This is a genomic window from Oryzihumus leptocrescens, from assembly GCF_006716205.1.
In the GTDB taxonomy this organism is placed as follows: domain Bacteria; phylum Actinomycetota; class Actinomycetes; order Actinomycetales; family Dermatophilaceae; genus Oryzihumus; species Oryzihumus leptocrescens.
On sequence record NZ_VFOQ01000001.1, the window covers coordinates 2,083,019 to 2,100,826 of the forward strand.

The window sequence follows — 17,808 nt, forward strand, 5'->3', positions numbered from 1 at the left end:
GCCCTGTGGCCACCGACCGTCCGACCCCCGCCGGCCCCGCCAAGCCCGACCTGAGCATCGTCGAGTCGCGGGTCTACCGCGGACCGAACGTGTGGTCCTACGAGCCAGCCATCCACCTCACCGTCGACCTGGGGATCCTGGAGGACTACCCCACCGACACCCTCGAGGGCTTCACCGACCAGCTGCTCGAGCTGCTGCCGGGGCTGGAGCGGCACACCTGCTCGCGCGGGGTCCGCGGCGGCTTCGTCGAGCGGCTGCGGGAGGGCACGTGGCTGGGCCACGTCACCGAGCACATCGCGCTGCAGCTGCAGCAGGAGGCCGGGCACGACCTGCGCCGCGGCAAGACCCGCCAGGTCAAGGGCCGCCGCGGCTTCTACAACGTCATCTACGCCTACACCGACGAGCGGGTCGGCCTTGACGCCGGCCGGCTGGCGGTGCGCCTGGTCAACCACCTCGTCGAGCCCGAGGACGGCTTCGACTTCGCCGAGGAGATGGACGCGTTCCTGCGACGGGTCCAGCGCCTGGCCTTCGGGCCCTCGACCGCCGCGATCCTGGAGGAGGCGGTCAGCCGCGACATCCCGTGGATCCGGCTCAACGAGTACTCCCTCGTCCAGCTCGGCCAGGGCGTCCACGCCCAGCGGATCCGCGCCACGATGACCTCGATGACCGGGGCGCTGGCCGTCGACATCGCCGGCGACAAGGAGCTGACCACCCGGCTGTTGGCCTCCGCCGGCCTGCCGGTCCCCCGCTCTGAGGCGGTCCGCTCGGTCGAGCGGGCGGTCGCGGTCGCCGAGCGGATCGGCTACCCCGTCGTGGTCAAGCCGCTGGACGGCAACCACGGCCGCGGCGTGTGCCTGGACCTGCGGGACGCCGACGCGGTGCGCGAGGCGTTCCCGGTGGCCCAGGGCGAGTCCCGGCGCGGGTCGGTCATCGTCGAGACGTTCGTGACCGGGCGCGACTACCGCTGCCTCATCATCGGTGGCCGGATGCAGGCCATCGCCGAGCGGGTGCCCGCCCACGTCGTCGGCGACGGCGAGCACACCGTGGCCGAGCTCGTCGAGATCACCAACAGCGACCCGCGCCGCGGCGTGGGCCACGAGAAGGTGCTCACCAAGCTCAAGGTCGACGACGCCGCGGTCGAGCTGGTGCGCCATCAGGGCTTCGGCATGGACGACGTGCCCCCTGCCGGCGACATGGTCAAGCTGGCGCTGACCGGCAACATGTCCACCGGCGGCATCTCCGTGGACCGCACCTTCGAGGCCCACCCGGACAACGTCGAGATCGCCGAGGAGGCGGCCCGGATGATCGGGCTCGACGTCGCCGGCATCGACTTCATCTGCCCCGACATCGCCTCCCCGGTGCGCGAGACCGGCGGCGCGATCTGCGAGGTCAACGCGGCGCCCGGCTTCCGGATGCACACCCACCCCACCGTCGGCGAGCCGCAGTTCATCGCCAAGCCGGTGGTGGACCTGCTCTTCCCGCCCGGCGCGCCCTCGCGGGTGCCGATCGTCGCGGTCACCGGCACCAACGGCAAGACGACGACCGCCCGGATGATCTCCCACATCTTCAAGGGCCTGGGCCGCAAGGTCGGCATGACCTCCACCGACGGCGTGGTCATCGACGAGCGCCTGGTCATCAAGGCCGATGCGTCCGGCCCCAAGTCGGCGCGGATGGTGCTGCAGAACCCGCGCGTCGACTTCGCGGTGATGGAGGTCGCCCGCGGCGGCATCCTGCGCGAGGGCCTGGGCTACGACCGCAACGACGTCGCCGTCGTCACCAACGTCGCCCCCGACCACCTCGGCATGCGCGGCATCGACACCCTCGAGCAGCTCGCCGACGTCAAGGCCGTCGTGGTCGAGGCCGTGCCGCGGGACGGCTTCGCCGTGCTCAACGCCGACGACGAGCTGGTGCGGGCCATGCGCCGGCGCTGCTCCGGGTCGGTGGTGTGGTTCTCGATGGAGCCGCCCGGCAGCAAGGTGCGCGAGTTCATCGACGAGCAGTGCCGCCGCGGCGGCCGGGCCGTGGTGCTCGAGCCCACCGACAAGGGCGACATGATCGTCATCCGGCACGGCCGCCGCGCGATGCAGCTGGCCTGGACCCACCTGCTGCCGGCCACGTTCGGCGGCGCCGCGAAGATGAACGTCGCCAACGCCCTGGCCGCCGCCGGTGCCGCGTTCGCCGCCGGCGCCCCGCTGCACGACATCCGCCAGGGCCTTCGCACCTTCACCACGTCGTACTACCTCTCCCCCGGACGGATGAACCTGCTCGACGTGCGCGGCATCGACGTCGTGGTCGACTACTGCCACAACGCCCCGGGCATGCGGATGCTGGGCGACTTCGTGGAGTCCTACGCCGGGCAGAAGACCGGGCAGGCCGACCTGGGCAAGTCCTCGCGGATCGGCATGATCGGCGCTGCCGGCGACCGCCGCGACGAGGACATGCGCGAGCTCGGCGCCATCGCGGCCGACCACTTCGACGTCATCGTGGTGCGCGAGGACGCCCACCTGCGCGGGCGCGAGAAGGGCGTGGCCGCCGAGCTGGTGGCCGAGGGGGTCCGGGCGCGGATGGCCCGGGACAGCGTGCGCTGCAAGCAGGTCGAGATCGTCACCGAGGAGCTCGACGCGGTGCGGCACTGCATGGCCCGGGCCAACCCCGGCGACCTCGTGGTGCTCTGCGTCGACAAGCACCCGGTGGTGCTGGCCGAGCTGGAGGCGCTGACCAAGCACGCCCAGGCCGGCGCGCACAGCACCGAGGTGGCCGGCGACCCCGACCTCGACCCGGCCGAGCTGCACGAGGCGGCCCAGGCGGCCGGCGACGAGGCGGCGGCCAGCGCCGAGGCCTGAGGGCTCAGGCGGGAGCCCAGGCGATCCTGACGTCGGGCTCCCGCTCCTCGTTGTCGGCGCCGTCGGTCTCGTACACCTCGCGGCACCCGCGGGCCTCGTAGAACGCCCGCGCCCTGGCGTTGCGCTGGAACGTCCACAGCTCGAAGCCTTCCGGCTCCAGCTCGGTGGCGCGGCTGAACAGCGCCGTGCCGACTCCGCCACCCTGGGCCTGCGGGTCGACGTAGAGGTGGTTCAGCTCACCGGGCAGCACCTCGGCGAAGCCGACCACGGCGCCGTCCCGCTCGGCCACGAGCACCCGCCCGTCCGTGCGCTCGGGCAGCCCGCCGAACCACCAGCGCACCTCCTCCTCGGTGCGCGGCGACCACAGCCACGGCATGGCGGTATGCCGCGCCGCCAGGAAGACGTCCGCGACCGCCTCCCCGTCGGCGGAGGTGGCGTCACGGACGAGGACCTGCTGCTGTTCAGGCTGAGGCATGGGCCGACCCTAGGGCCGGAGCACCCTCACCGGCACCGGGATATCCGGGGCCCGGCGGCCCCGCCCGCGGGCGCCACGGGGCAGGGCGCCCGGCTCACCGCAGGTCGGCGGCGTAGCGGTGCAGGGCAGCGCGGTAGGCCTCGCCGTCGGAGTCGCCGGAGTGCGCGAGCAGGGCGTCCACCAGGTCGGCGACCGCCGCTCCGGCCCGGCCTGCGTCGAACGCTGCCAGCGCCCGGAAGGCGATGACGGCGGTGCTGCCGGGCCGCTGCTCGGCGAGCCGGTCGAGGATCTCCAGCGCGACCCCGGGGTGGCCCAGCGCCCGGTGGCTGGAGGCCAGCTGGATCTCGGCCCGGTGCCGGTGCGGCTCGCGCAGCCCGGCGGCGAGGGCCTGCTCGTAGTAGCCGACCGCCTCGTCCTCCTGCCCTGCCGCGTCGAACGCCCCGCCCAGCTCGAACAGCAGGCGCGCGTCGCCGGGGTGGGCCGACAGCAGCGCCTGGGCGTCCGCGATACGGGCCTGGTCGTCCTCGCGCTCCCACAGGGTGGCGATCGCCGCCTCCTGCTCGTGCTCACCCCGGGCGGCGACGACCTTGCGGCGGATCGCGGTGGCGTCGTCGGGAGTGGCCCCCTCCTCGGTCAGCCACGCATCGAGCAGGACGCGGTCGGAGTGGCACATCACGGCCACGACGTCGCCGTCCGCAGCACGCGCGACCAGTGCCTTGAGGCCGTCCAGCTCCGTGGAGTGCGAGTCGATCTCCGCGACGCCCACGCGGGACAGCCCGATGCGCAGCTGGGTCTCGAGGTCCTCCATGGTGCGCCCGCGCAGGTAGTGCTCCTTGTGCACCGCGGCGATGGTGTCGGCCCGGCGCCCGGCGAGCTCGCCCAGGGACTGCAGCAGGTCGTCGGTGCGGTCGCCGGCCGTGCCCAGACCAAGGTGGACCAGGCCACCGGGCACGCGCAGCCCGTCGCACACCCGCAGCAGCGCCTCGAGCCCGGCCTCGTTGTGGGCCAGGTCGACGATGACCGTGACAGCCCCGCCGTCCGGCAGCGGGTAGGTGTAGACGTTCATCCGGCCGGGGTTGTGGGCCGGGTCGGGTGCGAACGTGCGCAGCCCCTCGATGACGGCCTGGCGCGGCAGGCCGAGCCCGAGCGCGGCCGCGGTGGCGGCGAGGGCGTTGGCGATGTTGTGCTCGGACAGGCCGGACAGGGTCACCGGCACGTCGAGGATCGCGGCGAGGTGGTCGGGGTCGGCGCCGGGGTGCAGCACGACGATGTCGCCGTCGAGCACGGTCACCCCGCGGCCACCGGCGGCGAGGGACTCCCGCAGCGCCGGGGAGTCGGGGTCGAGGCTGAACGCCCACGGCCGGGCCTTGATCCGCGTGCGCATGGCCCACACGCGCGGGTCGTCGCCGTTGAGAACCACCCAGCCCTCGGGCCGGGTGGCCTGGGTGACGATGGCCTTGACCTCGGCGAGCTGGTCGATGGTGTCGATGCCCTGCAGGCCGAGGTGGTCTGCCGAGACGTTGGTGACGACGCTGACGTCGTTGGCCGAGACGCCCATGCCCTTGAGCAGCATCCCGCCGCGGGCGGTCTCGAGGATGCCGAGCTGCACCCCCGGCGTGGACAGCACGGTGCGGGCACCGGCGGGCCCGGAGTAGTCGCCCGGCTCGACCATCTCGCCCTGGGCGACGACGCCGTCGGTGGAGCTCCAGGCGGTGCGCAGGCCGGCGGTCATGCCGATGTGCGCCAGCAGCCGCGTGGTCGTGGTCTTGCCGTTGGTGCCGGTGATCGAGGCGACCGGCACCTTCGGGGTGACGACGTTCGGCTTGTCGCCGGGGTCGGCCGCGGTCACCGCGGCGATGACCCCGGCCACCGCCTCGTCGCCGACCGCCTCGTCGGGGTCGAGCAGTGCGGTGAGCACCGGCGCGAGCGCCTCGCCGAGAGCCAGGCCACGGCCGCGCCGCCGCCACGGGAAGGCCACGACGATCTCCTGGCGGCTGCCGCCGGTCCGGGCGCGCACGCTCAGGCGCGCCGTCCCGGACTCGGCCGCGACCCGGCGCACCACGGCCGTGGTGAACCGCATGACGAACCGCTGCCGCTGCTCGGAGTCCGCCGCGCCCGGACGGGCACCCCTCAGGCCCACCCGGGCAGCCAGTGCGCGCAGCGCCGGCTCGGGCGCGGCCAGGTAGCCGGGCACCTGCAGGATGACCTTCATGGCCGGCTGGGCGAAGTAGAGGTTGGGGCCCTCGAGGACACGCACTTCGGTGGCTGACACCGCGGCGGCAGAAGTCATGCGGCGGACTCTAGCCGCCCCTCGCCCGGCCGCCACCGGCGGTCGGGAGGCGGCCGGGCGCCACGCCTCGCCCGGCCGCCACCGGCGTTCAGGCGGCGGCCTCCAGCCGCCCGTCCACGACCTGCCAGCGGCGCTGAAGCCCCACACGCTGCGCGAACTCCTCGTCGTGGCTGACCACCAGCAGCGCCCCGCGGTACTGCGCCAGCGCCGCCTCGACGACCTCCAGGGAGTCGAAGTCGAGGTGGTTGGTCGGCTCGTCCAGGACGAGCACCCGGCTGGGGGTGTTGACCAGCGTGGCGATCAGCAGCCGCCGCACCTGGCCGACCGACAGGTCGCCGACCGCCCGCTCCCGGTCGTGGGCGTCGAACAGGAACCCCTCCAGCACCGCCTCGGCCTCCTCGAGGTACATCGGCACCTCCCGGCGGAACAGCTCGAGCGCGCTGATCCCCGTCGGCAGGTGCTCGTGCGTCTGGGGCAGGACCGCGGCGTCGCGCAGCAGCGGGGTGAGCGCCCGCAGCAGGCTGGTCTTGCCCGCGCCGTTGGCACCGGAGAGCAGGATCCGGTCCTCCCGGCGCACGCGCAGCGAGGCGTCGCGCACGACGACCCGCTCCCCCGCCGCGACGTCCAGGCCGCGCACGTCGGCCAGCGTCTCCGGGGCCTCGCCGTCGCCCACCTCGAACCGCATCGCCAGCGTGGGCCGGGTCTGCGGCTGCGCGATCCAGGACGCCGCCTGCATCTGCCGGGCCAGCCGCCGCTCCCGCGACAGCGCCTTGCGCGCCACCTTGCGGGCCAGCCGCCGCGCCGAGGGGTTGCGCGGGTTGGCGACCTCCACGCCGCGGGCGTACTCCTTGGTCCGCTCGATGTCCTCGGCCAGGGCGCGGCGGTACTTCTCCTGCGCCTCGAAGTCCAGCAGCAGCCGCTCCCAGCGCCGCTGCTTCTCCACCCGGTATGCCGTGTAGCCGCACCCCGGGTAGTCCTGCAGCCCCGGCGCGATCCCGTCGAGCTCCACCACGCGGTTGACCACCCGGTCGAGGAAGCGCCGGTCGTGGGAGATCACGAGCACTGCACCCCGGAAGGAGGCCAGGTGCTCGCCCAGCCAGGCCCGACCCTCGGCGTCGAGGTGGTTGGTCGGCTCGTCGAGGAGCAGCACGTCGGGGTCGGTGACCAGCAGCCTTGCGAGCATCACCCGGGACTGCTCGCCGCCGGAGAGCGAGCCCATCGGGCGGTCGCCGGCGATCCCGGCCTCCGTGGCGACGCCGAGGCGGGAGCGCACCTGGTCCAACCGGGCGAGGGTCGCCCAACCGCCCAGGGACTCGAACTCCTCGACGGCAGAAGCGTACTCGGCCATCGCCCGGTCGGCGGTGCGGTCTCCGTCGGCGGGACGGGAGGCCGCTCCGGACGCCAGCCCGGCCTCCAGTGCGTGCATCCGCTCCCGCGCTGCCGCCCACTGCGGCGCACCCGAGAGGACGAACTGCGCGACCGGCATACCGGGGTCGGGGGCCTCCTGGGCCTGCCAGCCCACGGTGAGTCCGGGTGAGCGCACGACGGCCCCGGAGGTGGGCTCCTCCACGCCCGCGAGCAGGCGCATCAGGGTGGACTTGCCGGTGCCGTTGGGGCCGACGAGGCCCACCCGGTCACCGGGGCCCAACGTCAGGTCGAGGTCCTCGAACAGCGGCTCGAGGTCGTAGTGCTTGGACAGCGAAACAGCGCGCAACATGGGCGGCTCCCTCACGCAGGATCGAACGGGTCGTGGATCGGCGTGAGCGCGGACGGACGGGTCGGCAGGCGGGCTCTGAGGCTCCGCGGCGACGCGTCAGGTCAGCGCGAGGGAGAAATGATCACGGCCGCAGCATGGCGGACCATGCTGCGGCCGTGCAAGCGGATTAGCGGCGCGGGGTCACTGCCCCATCGCGTGGACACCGCCGTCGACGTGGACGATCTCGCCGGTCGTGGCCGGGAACCAGTCGGACAGCAGCGCGACGCAGGCCTTCGCGGCTGGGGCCGGGTCGTTGATGTCCCAGCCCAGCGGGGCGCGCTCGGACCAGGTCTGCTCGAACTGCTCGAAGCCGGGGATCGACTTGGCCGCGGTGGTGCGGATCGGGCCGGCCGAGACGAGGTTGACCCGCACGCCCTTGGGTCCGAGGTCGCGGGCGCAGTAGCGGCTGGTCGCCTCGAACGCGGCCTTGGCCACGCCCATCCAGTCGTAGACCGGCCAGGCGAACTTGGCGTCGAAGGTCAGCCCGACGACGCTGCCGCCCTCGCTCATCAGCGGCATGGTGGCGACGGCGAGCGCCTTGAGCGAGTAGGCCGAGGCGTGCATGGCCGTGGCCACGTCGTCCCACGTGCCCTCGAGGAAGTTGAACGCGCCCTGCGGGGCGAAGCCGATCGAGTGCAGCACGCCGTCGAGGCTGCCGAGGACCTCACCCGCGCGCTCGGCGAGGGTGTCGAGGTGCTCCTGGTTGGTGACGTCGAGCTCGATCACCTGGGGCGTGGTCGGCAGCCGCTTGGCGATCGTCTGCGTGATCTTCATGGTGCGGCCGAAGGAGGTCAGCACCACCTCGGCGCCCTGCTCCTGGGCCAGCTTCGCCACGTGGAAGGCGATCGAGGAGTCCATGAGGACTCCGGTGACGAGCAGCTTCTTGCCCTCGAGGATTCCCATTGCGTCGTTGCTCTCTCTCGTGTGCGGGGTCGGTGGGCGCCCGGGCGTCAGTGGCCCATGCCCAGGCCGCCGTCGACCGGGATGACCGCGCCGGTGATGTAGGCCGCGTCGTCCGAGGAGACGAAGCGCACCGCGGCCGCGACCTCGGCCGGCGTCGCGAAGCGCCCGGCCGGGATCGTGGCCAGGTAGGCCTTCTTGCGGTCCTCGGGCAGCTCGGCGGTCATGTCGGTCTCGATGAAGCCGGGCGCCACGACGTTGGCCGTGATGCCCCGTCCGCCGAGCTCGCGCGAGATCGAGCGGGCGAGGCCGACCAGGCCGGCCTTGCTGGCGGCGTAGTTGGTCTGGCCGGGCGAGCCGTAGAGCCCGACCACGCTGGAGATGAACACGATCCGGCCCTTGCGCAGGCGGATCATGCCCTTGCTCGCGCGCCGGGCGCAGCGGAACGCCCCGGCGAGGTTGGTGTCGATGACGGAGTCGAACTCCTCATCGCTCATGCGCATCAGCAGCGTGTCGCGGGTGATGCCGGCGTTGGCGACGAGCACCTCCACCGGCCCGCCGAGCAGCTCCTCGGCCTCGGCGAAGGCGGCGTCGACGGAGGCGGTGTCGGTGACCTCGCACTTCACGCCGCGCAGGCCCTCGGGGGCGTCGCCGGAGCGGTTGGTGATGACGACGTTGTCGCCCGCCTCCGCGAACGCCCGCGCGATGGCCAGGCCGATGCCCCGGTTTCCTCCGGTGACGAGCACGTTGCGCGGGTCGGCCATGGGTGGTGTCCTCCAGGGTCTTCGGCGGGCCGGGGTTCGTTCGGAACCTAGTCCACTACCGGTGGGTACGCCGCATCGGCGCCGACGTATCGTGAAGGGGTGAGACGGCGAAGCGGTCACCCCCAGGACCCGGTCTACTCCGTCACCAGTGCCCCGGAGTCGCTGCGCGACGACCAGAGCGAGCGGATGCGCCGCTACCTGATCTCGATGGGCATCCGCACCGTCTGCTTCCTGCTCTCCGTGCTGGCCATCGTCGTGCTCCACTGGACGGTCGTCGGCTGGACCCTCGTGGCCGGAGCCGTCGTCCTGCCCTACGTCGCGGTCGTGATGGCCAACGCCACGCGGGCCCGTGCGGTCGGCAGCGTCGCACCGGTCCCCCCGGCGGACCAGCGCCAGATCCGGGAGCGTCCCGAGGACCAGCAGTGAGCCTGCCGGGGGCCGTGGGCGCTGCGGACGGGTATGCCGGGCGGCTGGTCTGCAGCGCCAAGGGCTGCCGCGCGGACGCGGCCTACGGGCTGCTGTGGAACAACCCCTCGCTGCACACCCCGGACCGGCGCAAGACCTGGCTGGCCTGCGAGGAGCACCGGGCGACCCTGGGCGAGTTCCTCAGCGTGCGCGGGTTCCTCAAGGACGTCGTGCCGGTCGGCGAGCTCACCGACGAGACCGTCTGACCGCCCCCCCTTCCGGGTCGTCGGCGCTCAGCCGCCGATCGCGGACATCGGCCGGTCGGGCTGGTGGAAGTCGGGCTTGCCGATGCCGTGGCCGCGGGCCTTGCGCCACATCTCCCCGCGCACCAGCTCGGCCAGCTCCTCGTCGGAGGCGCCGTCACGCAGCGGGCCGCGCAGGTCCACCTCTCCCTGGGCGAACAGGCAGTTGCGCACCTGGCCGTCGGCGGTCAGCCGGACCCGGTCACAGGCCGCGCAGAACGGCGCCGTGACGCTGGCGATGACCCCCACCGTCTGCGGGCCGCCGTTGACGAGGAACAGCTCGGCGGGGGCGCTGCCGCGCTCGGCCGAGGGCAGCGGGGTCAGCGTGAACCGCTCGGAGAGCCGCTGCCGCAGCTCGTCGGCGGTGACCATCTCGGTGCGCTCCCAGGAGTGCTGGGCATCCAGCGGCATCTGCTCGATGAAACGCAGGCTGTAGCCGCGGTCCAGGCACCACTGCAGGACGTCGGCGACGGAGTGGTCGTTGACCCCGCGCATCGCGACCGCGTTGACCTTGACCGGCGTCAGCCCGGCGTTGGCTGCGGCCTTGAGGCCCTTCTCCACGTCGGCGAACCGGTCGCGCCGGGTCAGCACCTGGAACTCGGCCGGGTCGATCGTGTCGAGGCTGACGTTGACCCGGTCCAGGCCCGCGTCGGCCAGGGGGGCGGCGAGCCGGTCGAGGCCCACGCCGTTGGTGGTCATGGCGATCTGCGGCCGCGGTGACATCTGCGCGATACCGGCGACGACCTCGACCAGGGAGCGGCGCAGCAGCGGCTCACCGCCGGTGAGGCGCACCTGGCGCACCCCCAGCCCGACGAAGATGCCGATGACCCGCAGCAGCTCGGCGTCGGAGAGCATCTCCGGCTTGGGCAGCCACGGCAGCCCCTCGGCCGGCATGCAGTAGGTGCAGCGCAGGTTGCACCGGTCGGTCACGGACACGCGCAGGTCGGTCGCCACCCGCCCGAAGGTGTCGGGCAGCCCGGTCGGGCGTACCTGAGGCATCGGGAGGCTCGTCATGTCACCAAGGGTATGCCGGGTAACGTCAAGACGTGCTGAAGGTGCTCCTCACCCGTCGGTGGCTGGCCGCGTTGGCGGCCGCTGCCGTGTTCGCCCTCGCCTGCTTCTACCTCGGGCGGTGGCAGTGGGGTCGGCACGTCACCGCGCACGCCAAGGCGCACCGCATCACCTCGCACTACACCGCCGCGCCCGAGCCGCTGGGCCGGGCCCTGCCGGGCGTGGGGACGCCGCTGCCGCTGGCGAAGGAGTGGACCCCGGTGCGCGTGACCGGCACCTACGACGCCGAGGGGCTGCAGCTGGTGCGCAACCGGCCCAACGACGGCAACTACGGCTACGAGGTGGTCGTGCCCCTGCAGGTGCCCGGCGGTGCCCTCCTCGTCGACCGCGGCTGGATCGACAACGCCCAGACTGCGGCGTCACGCCCGGACATCCCGGCGACCCCGACCGGCACGGTGACCGTGACCGGCTGGCTGCGCCGGGGCGAGCCGAGCCTGCACAAGGAGATGCCTGCCGGGCAGCTCGCCTCGATCAACCTGCCCGAGGCCGCACAGGCGACCGGCACGCACCTGTACGGCGGCTACCTCATCGTCAAGTCCGAGCAGTCGGCCTCCTCCGAGCCCATCGCCCGGGCCACGCCCCTGGCCGCGCCGGACACCGACGAGGGCCCGCACCTGGCCTACGCGTTCCAGTGGTGGCTGTTCGGCGTGGCCGGCTTCGTCCTCGTCGGGGTCGGCATCCGGCGCGAGGCGGCCGAGCAGGAGGCCGTCGCCGCAGGCCTGCCCCCGCAGCCGAAGCCGAAGAAGGTGCGGATCTGGGACGAGGAAGACGCCTGAGCGGCGCCGCCCGAGGAGGCCGGCCATGATCCTCCCGAAGGTCCGGGACCCGCGGTTCGTGACCATCCGCCGCGGTGGGACCCTCACCGACTCCGACCACCAGCTCCTCGCCCTGTGGGCGGCTGCCTGCGCCGAGCACGTCCTGCACCTCTTCGAGTCGGCCCGGCCTGACGACCCGCGACCGCGGCGGGCGATCGAGCAGGCTCGAGCCTGGGCGCGTGGCGAGGTCAGGATGACCGAGGCCCGCACGGCAGGCGGCCATGCCATGGGCGCGGCCCGCGACCTGCGGGGGGCAGCCCGGCATGCCGCCTACGCTGCCGGCCAGGCTGGGGCCGTCGCTCACGTCGCTGCCCACGAGCTCGGTGCGGCTGCCTATGCGATCAAGGCCGCGCGCGCTGCCACACCGGAGCGCGAGGCCGAGGCCGCGGGGCGACTCGAGTGCCGGTGGCAGCGCGACCAGCTCCCGGAGGAGGTTCGCGAGCTCGTCCTCGACGACCAGCGGCTGCGCAACGAGATCTGCTGGTCGGTGTTCGACTGCTGAGCGCACGCCGCGGACCAGGTGCCGCTGCCCGGAATCCGTGGGCGCGCCGGCGATGGGTCGGCGACGGCGCGCCGGCCGCGGGCTGGGGCGCCTGCGCGCCGTGCGGCGCCTCCTCGGGCACGATGAGCCCATGGAGCTGGGGCTGCGGGACCGGGTGTACGTCGTCAGCGGGGCCTCACGGGGGCTGGGCTTCGCCACCGCCGAGGTGCTTGTGGCCGAGGGCGCTCGCGTCGTGCTGTGCGCCCGCGACGAGGACGCGGTCACCGGGGCCGCGGCCCGGCTCGGCGGCCCGGACCACGCGATCGGGATCGCGGGAGACCTTGCGGCACCGGCGACCGCCGACGCGCTGGTGGCCGCCGCGATGGCCCGCTACGGCCGGATCGACGGAGCCGTCATCAGCGTCGGCGGACCCCCGCACGGTGCGGTCGAGGACATCAGCGACGAGGTGTGGCGCTCGGCGTTCGAGTCGGTCTTCCTCGGCCCGTTGCGGCTGGCCCGCGCCACGCTGGCCACCAGCACCCAGGAGGGCGTCAGCATCACGTTCGTCCTGTCGACCTCGGTGCGCGCTCCGCTGCCCGGGCTGGCGCTGTCGAACGGCCTGCGGCCCGGGCTGGCCATGGCCGCCAAGACCCTGGCCGACGAGTTCGGCCCCCGGGGCGCCCGGGTCAACGCGATCCTGCCGGGCCGGATCGACACCGACCGGGTCCGCGAGCTCGACGAGGCGACCGGCCGCCCGCAGAGCACCCGCCGCGAGCGCGAGCAGCACATCCCGCTGCGCCGTTACGGCCAGCCCGAGGAGGTGGGCCGGGTCGCCGCGTTCGTCGCCTCGCCCGCCGCGTCGTACATGACCGGCGCCATGGTCACCGTCGACGGCGGGTCCACCCGCAGCCTCTGAGCCGCGGGACGAAGGGCACCTGCCGCCCGGACGCGGGACGCGACCATGGTGCCCACCGCCACCGCGGACCAAGGAGGGCTGCCGTGAGCCTCCCGACCCCAGCCCAGCGGCGCGCGTCGGGCCGGTCCCTGCGCAGCGCCGTCCCGCGCTCAAGCCATGCCGGCTGGCACCCGCCCGACTCCCGACCCGACCCGGTGGCGACCCTGCGCGCCACCGACGCCGTGCGCCTCTCCGAGCTCCTCGGGCTGCGGTACAGCCGCATGTCGGCCTCCCCGTTCACGTTCCTGCGCGGCTCGGCCTCGGTGATGGCCGCAGACCTCGCCACCACCGCGCAGTCCGGCCTGTGGGTGCAGGCCTGCGGCGACGCCCACATCGGCAACTTCCGTCTGCTGGGCACCCCCGAGCGGGAGATCAACCTCGACATCAACGACTTCGACGAGACGCTGCCTGCGCCCTTCGAGTGGGACCTGAAACGGCTGGCCGCCAGCGCGGTGGTGGTGGGACGGCAGAACGGCTTCTCACCCGAGGTCTGCAGCGGGGCGGCCCTGGCAGCGGCGCGCAGCTACCGGCTCCGGATGGCCGAGTACGCCCGCGAACGTCCGCTGGAGGTCTGGTACTCGAGCATCGACAGCCTGACCCTCCAGGACGTCGTCAGGCACGCGCAGATCGACGCGCAGCAGAAGCGTCTGGCCCACCGGCGCATCAACAAGGCGAGGCGCAAGGACAACCTCCGGGCGTTCCGCCGCCTCACCACCACCGTCGACGGCACACTGCGGTTCCGCGACGACCCGCCCCGGCTCTACCACCACCCGCAGGACGACGACATCGTGCATCGCGCGATGACCTCCTACCGCGGCACGCTCCCGCACCACGTCCAGGTGCTGTTCGACCGCTTCGAGCTCGTGGACTACTCCGTCAAGGTGGTCGGCGTCGGCAGCGTCGGCACCCGGTGCTGGGCGGTGCTCTTCGACGGGGGCGACGCCAGGACTCCCCTGGTGCTGCAGGTCAAGCAGGCGGGCCGGTCGGTCCTCGAGCCGCATGCGAAGCCTGCGGAGCAGGACCACCAGGGCCGGCGCGTCGTGGAGGGCCAGCGCGTCATCCAGGCAGCGGGCGACATCTTCCTGGGCTGGACCAGCGGTGCGGTGGAAGGCGTGGACTACTACGTGCGCCAGCTCTGGGACATGAAGGGCAAGGTCGACACCGAGCTGATGAGCGGGGAGTCCCTGGTGCTGTTCGCCGAGCTGTGCGGGTGGACCCTGGCCCGCGCCCACGCGCGCAGTGGCGACCCCGGCGCGATCCATGGCTACCTCGGATCGGGTCAGGGGTTCGACCGGGCCATCGCCAGGTTCGCCGTCGACTACGCCGACCAGACCGAGCGTGACCACGAGCGGCTCTGCGAGGCGATCAGCAGAGGTGACGTCCCCGGCGCTGACGGTTCCTGACCGGCTGCAGGCCGGCCCGGTGCCGGTCCCCCGCGAACCCCACTCATCCGGGCACCCACGCGCGGCCACCGGTGGCGGCGAGCTGCTCGTCGTTGCCCTCGCGCCAGCTGTCAGGGAGCGGGGGGCGCGGCGGGCGGGGTCGGGTGCGCCCGCGTGCGGTCGAGCGTCGCCACGGCACCGGAGGCCGCGACCCATCCCAGCATCAGGCCCCAGTGGCCGCCCCGGGTGAGCCACGGGACGAGGGCGTTGACCGTTGCCGCGTCGGCGCCCAGCGGGGCGAACTTCGCCATGACCTGCACCACCGAGGCGACGGCCGACGCTGCCACCACGCCGAACCAGACGGCCAGGAACAGGGCGACCCGGCCGCCGGACGCGGGCAGGCCCCGCAGCGCCAGCGCACTGATTCCCGCGACGACGACCGCGACCACGACCGCCCCGACGACAGCCATGGCGCTGACCTGGTGCTCGCCCGGGCGGAGGCTGAAGTCCAGCGCGGGCGGGACGACGAGGTTCACCAGCTGGTAGGGCAGGCCGGGCACCTGCCACAGGAGAACGCGGTTGAGCACGCCCGAGGCCACCCACAGCAGCCCGGCGAGCACCGCGGCCACCGCTACGGCGCGGGCCGCCCGGGGGCGGGACAGCACCGCAGGCCCCGGGGCCTGCGCGGGGCTCACGAGGCGCTTCCGGCGGAGTCGGCTCGGTGCCACGCGGTGACGTCCACCACGCCGGTCGTGCCCACGTCCACCGTGAGAGCCAGCACCTGGCGGCCGGCAGGCGGTGCGGTGACCGCCACGTGGGTCGCCGTCTGGGCGGTGCTGCCGTCGGCCAGCACCGTGTTGCGCCAGACCAGGTCGGTCCGGGCGCTCTCGCCGGCAGCGAGGCGCACGGGCTTCGGGCCGGGGTCCGGCACCACCGTCGACACACCATGGCGCACGCGCACCGCGAGCAGGTTCCCGTCCGCGTCGTAGAGCTCGAGCCGGGGGTAGCCGCTCAGGGCCGCCGGGGTCGAACCACAGTTGGTCACGAGCAGCGCGAGGACCCTGAGCCCCATCGCCGCGTCCCCCGGGCCGACGGCGGCCTTGAGGCCACCGGGGGGACACGCGGCCTCCGACGTCGTCGGCACCTGTGTCGGCAACTCTGTCGGCCTGCTCGTGACGGCCGGCGGGTTGACGCACCCCCCGGCGAGCACCGCCGGGAGCAGGACCGCCGCCGCGGCCCGCCCCGGCCGTCGCCGACTGTTCCCGTGATCGTGTCGTCGCCGCCCCGGCACTGCTCCCCCTCGCCCGGGCCCTCCCCCGGAGCCCTGGGGGCAACCTACCGGCACCGCGGGGCCCAGGGCTGACCGGCCTGTCGCCGGAACACGCACGGCGAGGACGTGGTCGACACCGGCGACAGGCTCAGCGAGGACGGGTCAGGCGACGGACCCCTGGTCGGCGAACTGCGTCGTGTAGAGGTCGGCGTAGAGGCCGCCCTTGGCCAGCAGCTCCAGGTGCGTGCCGCGCTCGACGATCCGGCCGGCCTCGACGACGAGGATCTGGTCGGCCCCACGCACCGTGGACAGGCGGTGGGCGATGACCAGCGCGGTCCGGCCGTGCAGCGCGGTGTCGAGCGCGCGCTGCACCGCCACCTCGGACTCGCTGTCGAGGTGGGCGGTCGCCTCGTCGAGCACGACCAGGCCGGGGCTCTTGAGCAGCAGCCGGGCGATGGCCAGGCGCTGCTTCTCGCCACCGGAGAGCCGGTGCCCGCGGTCGCCGACGACCGTCTCCAGCCCCTCGGGCAGCTGCGAGACCAGGTCCCACACCTGGGCCGCGCGCAGCGCCTCGACCATCTCGGCCTCGGTGGCCGAGGGCCGGGCGTAGGCGAGGTTGGCGCGGATGGTGTCGTGGAACAGGTGCGCCTCCTGCGTCACCACGCCGACGACGTCGTGCACCGACTCCAGGCTGGCGTCGCGCAGGTCGACCCCGTCCAGGCGCACCTCACCGGCGGTGGGGTCGTAGAGCCGGGCGACCAGCGAGGTGATCGTCGTCTTGCCGGCGCCGCTGGGGCCGACCAGCGCCACGAGCTCGCCCGGGGCGGCGTGGAAGGTCACGTCCTTGAGCACCGTCTCCCCGCCGCGGCGGTCGCCGGAGGCCACCTGCTCCAGCGAGGCCAGGGAGATCTGGTCGGCCGAGGGGTAGCCGAACGCCACGTGGTCGAAGTCCACCGCGACCGGGCGGCGCTCCAGCGCAACGGGCTCCGGCTTCTCCTTGACCAGCGGCTCGAGGTCGAGCACCTCGAAGACCCGCTCGAAGGAGACCAGCGCGGTCATCACGTCGACGCGCACGTTGGACAGGGCGGTCAGCGGGCCGTAGAGGCGGCCCAGCAGCGCGGCGAGCGCGAGCAGGGTGCCGACGGTCAGCCCGCCGTTGACGGCCATCACGCCGCCAACGCCGTAGACCATCGCCGTCGCGAGGGAGGCGACCAGGGTCAGCCCGACGAAGAACACGGCGCGGTTGAGCGAGATCCGCACGCCGATGTCGCGCACCTGCCCGGCCCGCTCGGCGAACTGCTCGTCCTCGGTGTGCGGCCGGCCGAACAGCTTGACCAGCAGCGCCCCGGCCACGTTGAACCGCTCGGTCATGCGGGTGCCGAGCTCGGCGTTGAGGCCCATCTGCTCGTGGGCCAGGCCGGCCAGCTTCTTGCCCATCATCCGGGCCGGGACGAGGAAGAACGGCAGCAGCGCGAGCGAGAGCAGCGTCAGCAGCCAGGAGCGGGTGGCCATGGCGATGACGATGAAGACCAGCGAGACGGCGTTGCTCACGACACCGGACAGGGTGGAGGTGAACGCCTGCTGCGCGCCGATGACGTCGTTGTTGAGCCGGCTGACCAGCGCGCCGGTCTGCGCCCGGGTGAAGAACGCGATCGGCTGGCGCAGCACGTGGCTGAAGACCTCGGTGCGCAGGTCGTAGATGAGCCCCTCACCGATCCGCGAGGAGTACCACCGCTCGACCAGGCCCAGCAGGCCGTCGACCACCGCCAGCGCGGCCACCACGAGTGCCAGGCCGACGACCACGGCCGAGTTCTTGGGGATGACGCCCTTGTCGACGATCTGCCCCATCAGCAGTGGCGTGGCCACGACGAGGGCGGCGTCGATGACGACGAGGACCAGGAACACGGCGATCGCCCGCTTGTAGGGCCGGGCGTAGCCGAGCACCCGCTTGCCCGTGCCCGGGGCCAGCTTGCGCTGCGCCACCGAGGAGTCGCGGGTCAGCGACCGCATCATCATCCAGCCCGACATCGACATGTGCTCTCCGCTCTGCACGCGCCCTCCCGCAACCCGCGGGACCACGTGCCTTCATCATCCTCGTC

At 73.6% G+C, this 17,808-nt stretch carries 16 protein-coding genes; 7 read left to right on the top strand and 9 right to left on the bottom strand.

The features are described from left to right. Positions 1–5 precede the first annotated feature (5 nt). Positions 6–2,843 carry a cyanophycin synthetase gene (gene cphA, locus FB474_RS09815; RefSeq protein ID WP_141788473.1) on the top strand — a complete coding sequence of 946 codons (2,838 nt, stop codon included), beginning with the start codon at positions 6–8 and terminating at the stop codon, positions 2,841–2,843. A 4-nt stretch (positions 2,844–2,847) separates the two neighbouring features. On the opposite strand, the gene FB474_RS09820 is transcribed toward cphA, so the two are convergent. From FB474_RS09820 to fabG, 5 genes are all read right to left on the bottom strand, one after another. After that, the gene (locus FB474_RS09820) at positions 2,848–3,318 is read right to left on the bottom strand and encodes a GNAT family N-acetyltransferase (RefSeq protein WP_141788474.1); all 471 of its coding nucleotides are present in this window, start codon (positions 3,316–3,318) and stop codon (positions 2,848–2,850) included. A 94-nt stretch (positions 3,319–3,412) separates the two neighbouring features. Beyond that, the gene (locus FB474_RS09825) at positions 3,413–5,608 is read right to left on the bottom strand and encodes a tetratricopeptide repeat protein (RefSeq protein WP_141788475.1); all 2,196 of its coding nucleotides are present in this window, start codon (positions 5,606–5,608) and stop codon (positions 3,413–3,415) included. An 88-nt stretch (positions 5,609–5,696) separates the two neighbouring features. Further along, positions 5,697–7,325, bottom strand: coding sequence for an ABC-F family ATP-binding cassette domain-containing protein (locus tag FB474_RS21350; protein ID WP_141788476.1), 1,629 nt, complete (start codon positions 7,323–7,325; stop codon positions 5,697–5,699). A gap of 180 nt (positions 7,326–7,505) precedes the next feature. Further along, positions 7,506–8,267: an enoyl-ACP reductase FabI gene (gene fabI / locus FB474_RS09835; protein WP_141788477.1), complete on the bottom strand. Its 762-nt coding sequence runs from the start codon at positions 8,265–8,267 to the stop codon at positions 7,506–7,508. A gap of 47 nt (positions 8,268–8,314) precedes the next feature. Then, positions 8,315–9,028 (bottom strand): beta-ketoacyl-ACP reductase, encoded by a 714-nt coding sequence (gene fabG / locus FB474_RS09840; RefSeq protein WP_141788478.1) that lies wholly within the window; start codon positions 9,026–9,028, stop codon positions 8,315–8,317. Positions 9,029–9,127: 99 nt separating this feature from the next. Between fabG and FB474_RS09845 the strand changes: the two genes are divergently transcribed. Both FB474_RS09845 and FB474_RS09850 read left to right on the top strand, forming a co-directional pair. After that, entirely contained in the window at positions 9,128–9,454 is a 327-nt protein-coding gene (locus tag FB474_RS09845; protein ID WP_246092120.1) for a DUF3099 domain-containing protein, read from the top strand. After that, positions 9,451–9,699, top strand: coding sequence for a hypothetical protein (locus FB474_RS09850; protein ID WP_425465305.1), 249 nt, complete (start codon positions 9,451–9,453; stop codon positions 9,697–9,699). Before FB474_RS09845 ends, FB474_RS09850 begins: the two co-directional genes overlap by 4 nt. 27 nt (positions 9,700–9,726) lie before the next feature. Here the strand turns inward: FB474_RS09850 and moaA are convergent, their stop codons facing one another. Continuing rightward, positions 9,727–10,749, bottom strand: a complete 1,023-nt coding sequence (gene moaA / locus FB474_RS09855) for a GTP 3',8-cyclase MoaA (RefSeq protein WP_141788479.1) — start codon at positions 10,747–10,749, stop codon at positions 9,727–9,729. A 32-nt stretch (positions 10,750–10,781) separates the two neighbouring features. Between moaA and FB474_RS09860 the strand changes: the two genes are divergently transcribed. The 4 genes from FB474_RS09860 to FB474_RS09875 all read left to right on the top strand — a co-directional run bounded on the left by FB474_RS09860 (position 10,782) and on the right by FB474_RS09875 (position 14,460). Then, positions 10,782–11,582: an SURF1 family cytochrome oxidase biogenesis protein gene (locus tag FB474_RS09860; RefSeq protein WP_141788480.1), complete on the top strand. Its 801-nt coding sequence runs from the start codon at positions 10,782–10,784 to the stop codon at positions 11,580–11,582. A 25-nt stretch (positions 11,583–11,607) separates the two neighbouring features. Next, complete coding sequence (locus FB474_RS09865) at positions 11,608–12,123, top strand: putative immunity protein (protein ID WP_141788481.1); 516 nt, start codon at positions 11,608–11,610, stop codon at positions 12,121–12,123. 130 nt (positions 12,124–12,253) lie between these two features. Beyond that, a complete protein-coding gene (locus FB474_RS09870) occupies positions 12,254–13,018 on the top strand; it encodes an SDR family oxidoreductase (RefSeq protein WP_141788482.1) in 765 nt (254 codons plus the stop codon). 83 nt (positions 13,019–13,101) lie between these two features. Then, positions 13,102–14,460, top strand: coding sequence for a DUF2252 domain-containing protein (locus FB474_RS09875; protein ID WP_141788483.1), 1,359 nt, complete (start codon positions 13,102–13,104; stop codon positions 14,458–14,460). A gap of 110 nt (positions 14,461–14,570) precedes the next feature. Here the strand turns inward: FB474_RS09875 and FB474_RS09880 are convergent, their stop codons facing one another. From FB474_RS09880 to FB474_RS09890, 3 genes are all read right to left on the bottom strand, one after another. After that, positions 14,571–15,134: a hypothetical protein gene (locus tag FB474_RS09880; protein ID WP_141788484.1), complete on the bottom strand. Its 564-nt coding sequence runs from the start codon at positions 15,132–15,134 to the stop codon at positions 14,571–14,573. Beyond that, entirely contained in the window at positions 15,131–15,583 is a 453-nt protein-coding gene (locus FB474_RS09885; RefSeq protein WP_185746108.1) for a DUF4232 domain-containing protein, read from the bottom strand. The genes FB474_RS09880 and FB474_RS09885 overlap by 4 nt, the downstream gene beginning before the upstream one ends. 288 nt (positions 15,584–15,871) lie before the next feature. Next, positions 15,872–17,743 carry an ABC transporter ATP-binding protein gene (locus FB474_RS09890; protein WP_141789921.1) on the bottom strand — a complete coding sequence of 624 codons (1,872 nt, stop codon included), beginning with the start codon at positions 17,741–17,743 and terminating at the stop codon, positions 15,872–15,874. Between the last annotated feature and the right edge of the window lie 65 nt (positions 17,744–17,808).

Coding starts and splice junctions, on each gene's coding strand:
- FB474_RS09820 (WP_141788474.1), bottom strand. CDS start 3,318: ATGCCTCAGCCTGAACAGCAGCAGGTCCTCGTCCGTGACGCCACCTCC.
- FB474_RS09825 (WP_141788475.1), bottom strand. CDS start 5,608: ATGACTTCTGCCGCCGCGGTGTCAGCCACCGAAGTGCGTGTCCTCGAG.
- FB474_RS21350 (WP_141788476.1), bottom strand. CDS start 7,325: ATGTTGCGCGCTGTTTCGCTGTCCAAGCACTACGACCTCGAGCCGCTG.
- fabI (WP_141788477.1), bottom strand. CDS start 8,267: ATGGGAATCCTCGAGGGCAAGAAGCTGCTCGTCACCGGAGTCCTCATG.
- fabG (WP_141788478.1), bottom strand. CDS start 9,028: ATGGCCGACCCGCGCAACGTGCTCGTCACCGGAGGAAACCGGGGCATC.
- moaA (WP_141788479.1), bottom strand. CDS start 10,749: ATGACGAGCCTCCCGATGCCTCAGGTACGCCCGACCGGGCTGCCCGAC.
- FB474_RS09865 (WP_141788481.1), top strand. CDS start 11,608: ATGATCCTCCCGAAGGTCCGGGACCCGCGGTTCGTGACCATCCGCCGC.
- FB474_RS09870 (WP_141788482.1), top strand. CDS start 12,254: ATGGAGCTGGGGCTGCGGGACCGGGTGTACGTCGTCAGCGGGGCCTCA.
- FB474_RS09890 (WP_141789921.1), bottom strand. CDS start 17,743: ATGTCGATGTCGGGCTGGATGATGATGCGGTCGCTGACCCGCGACTCC.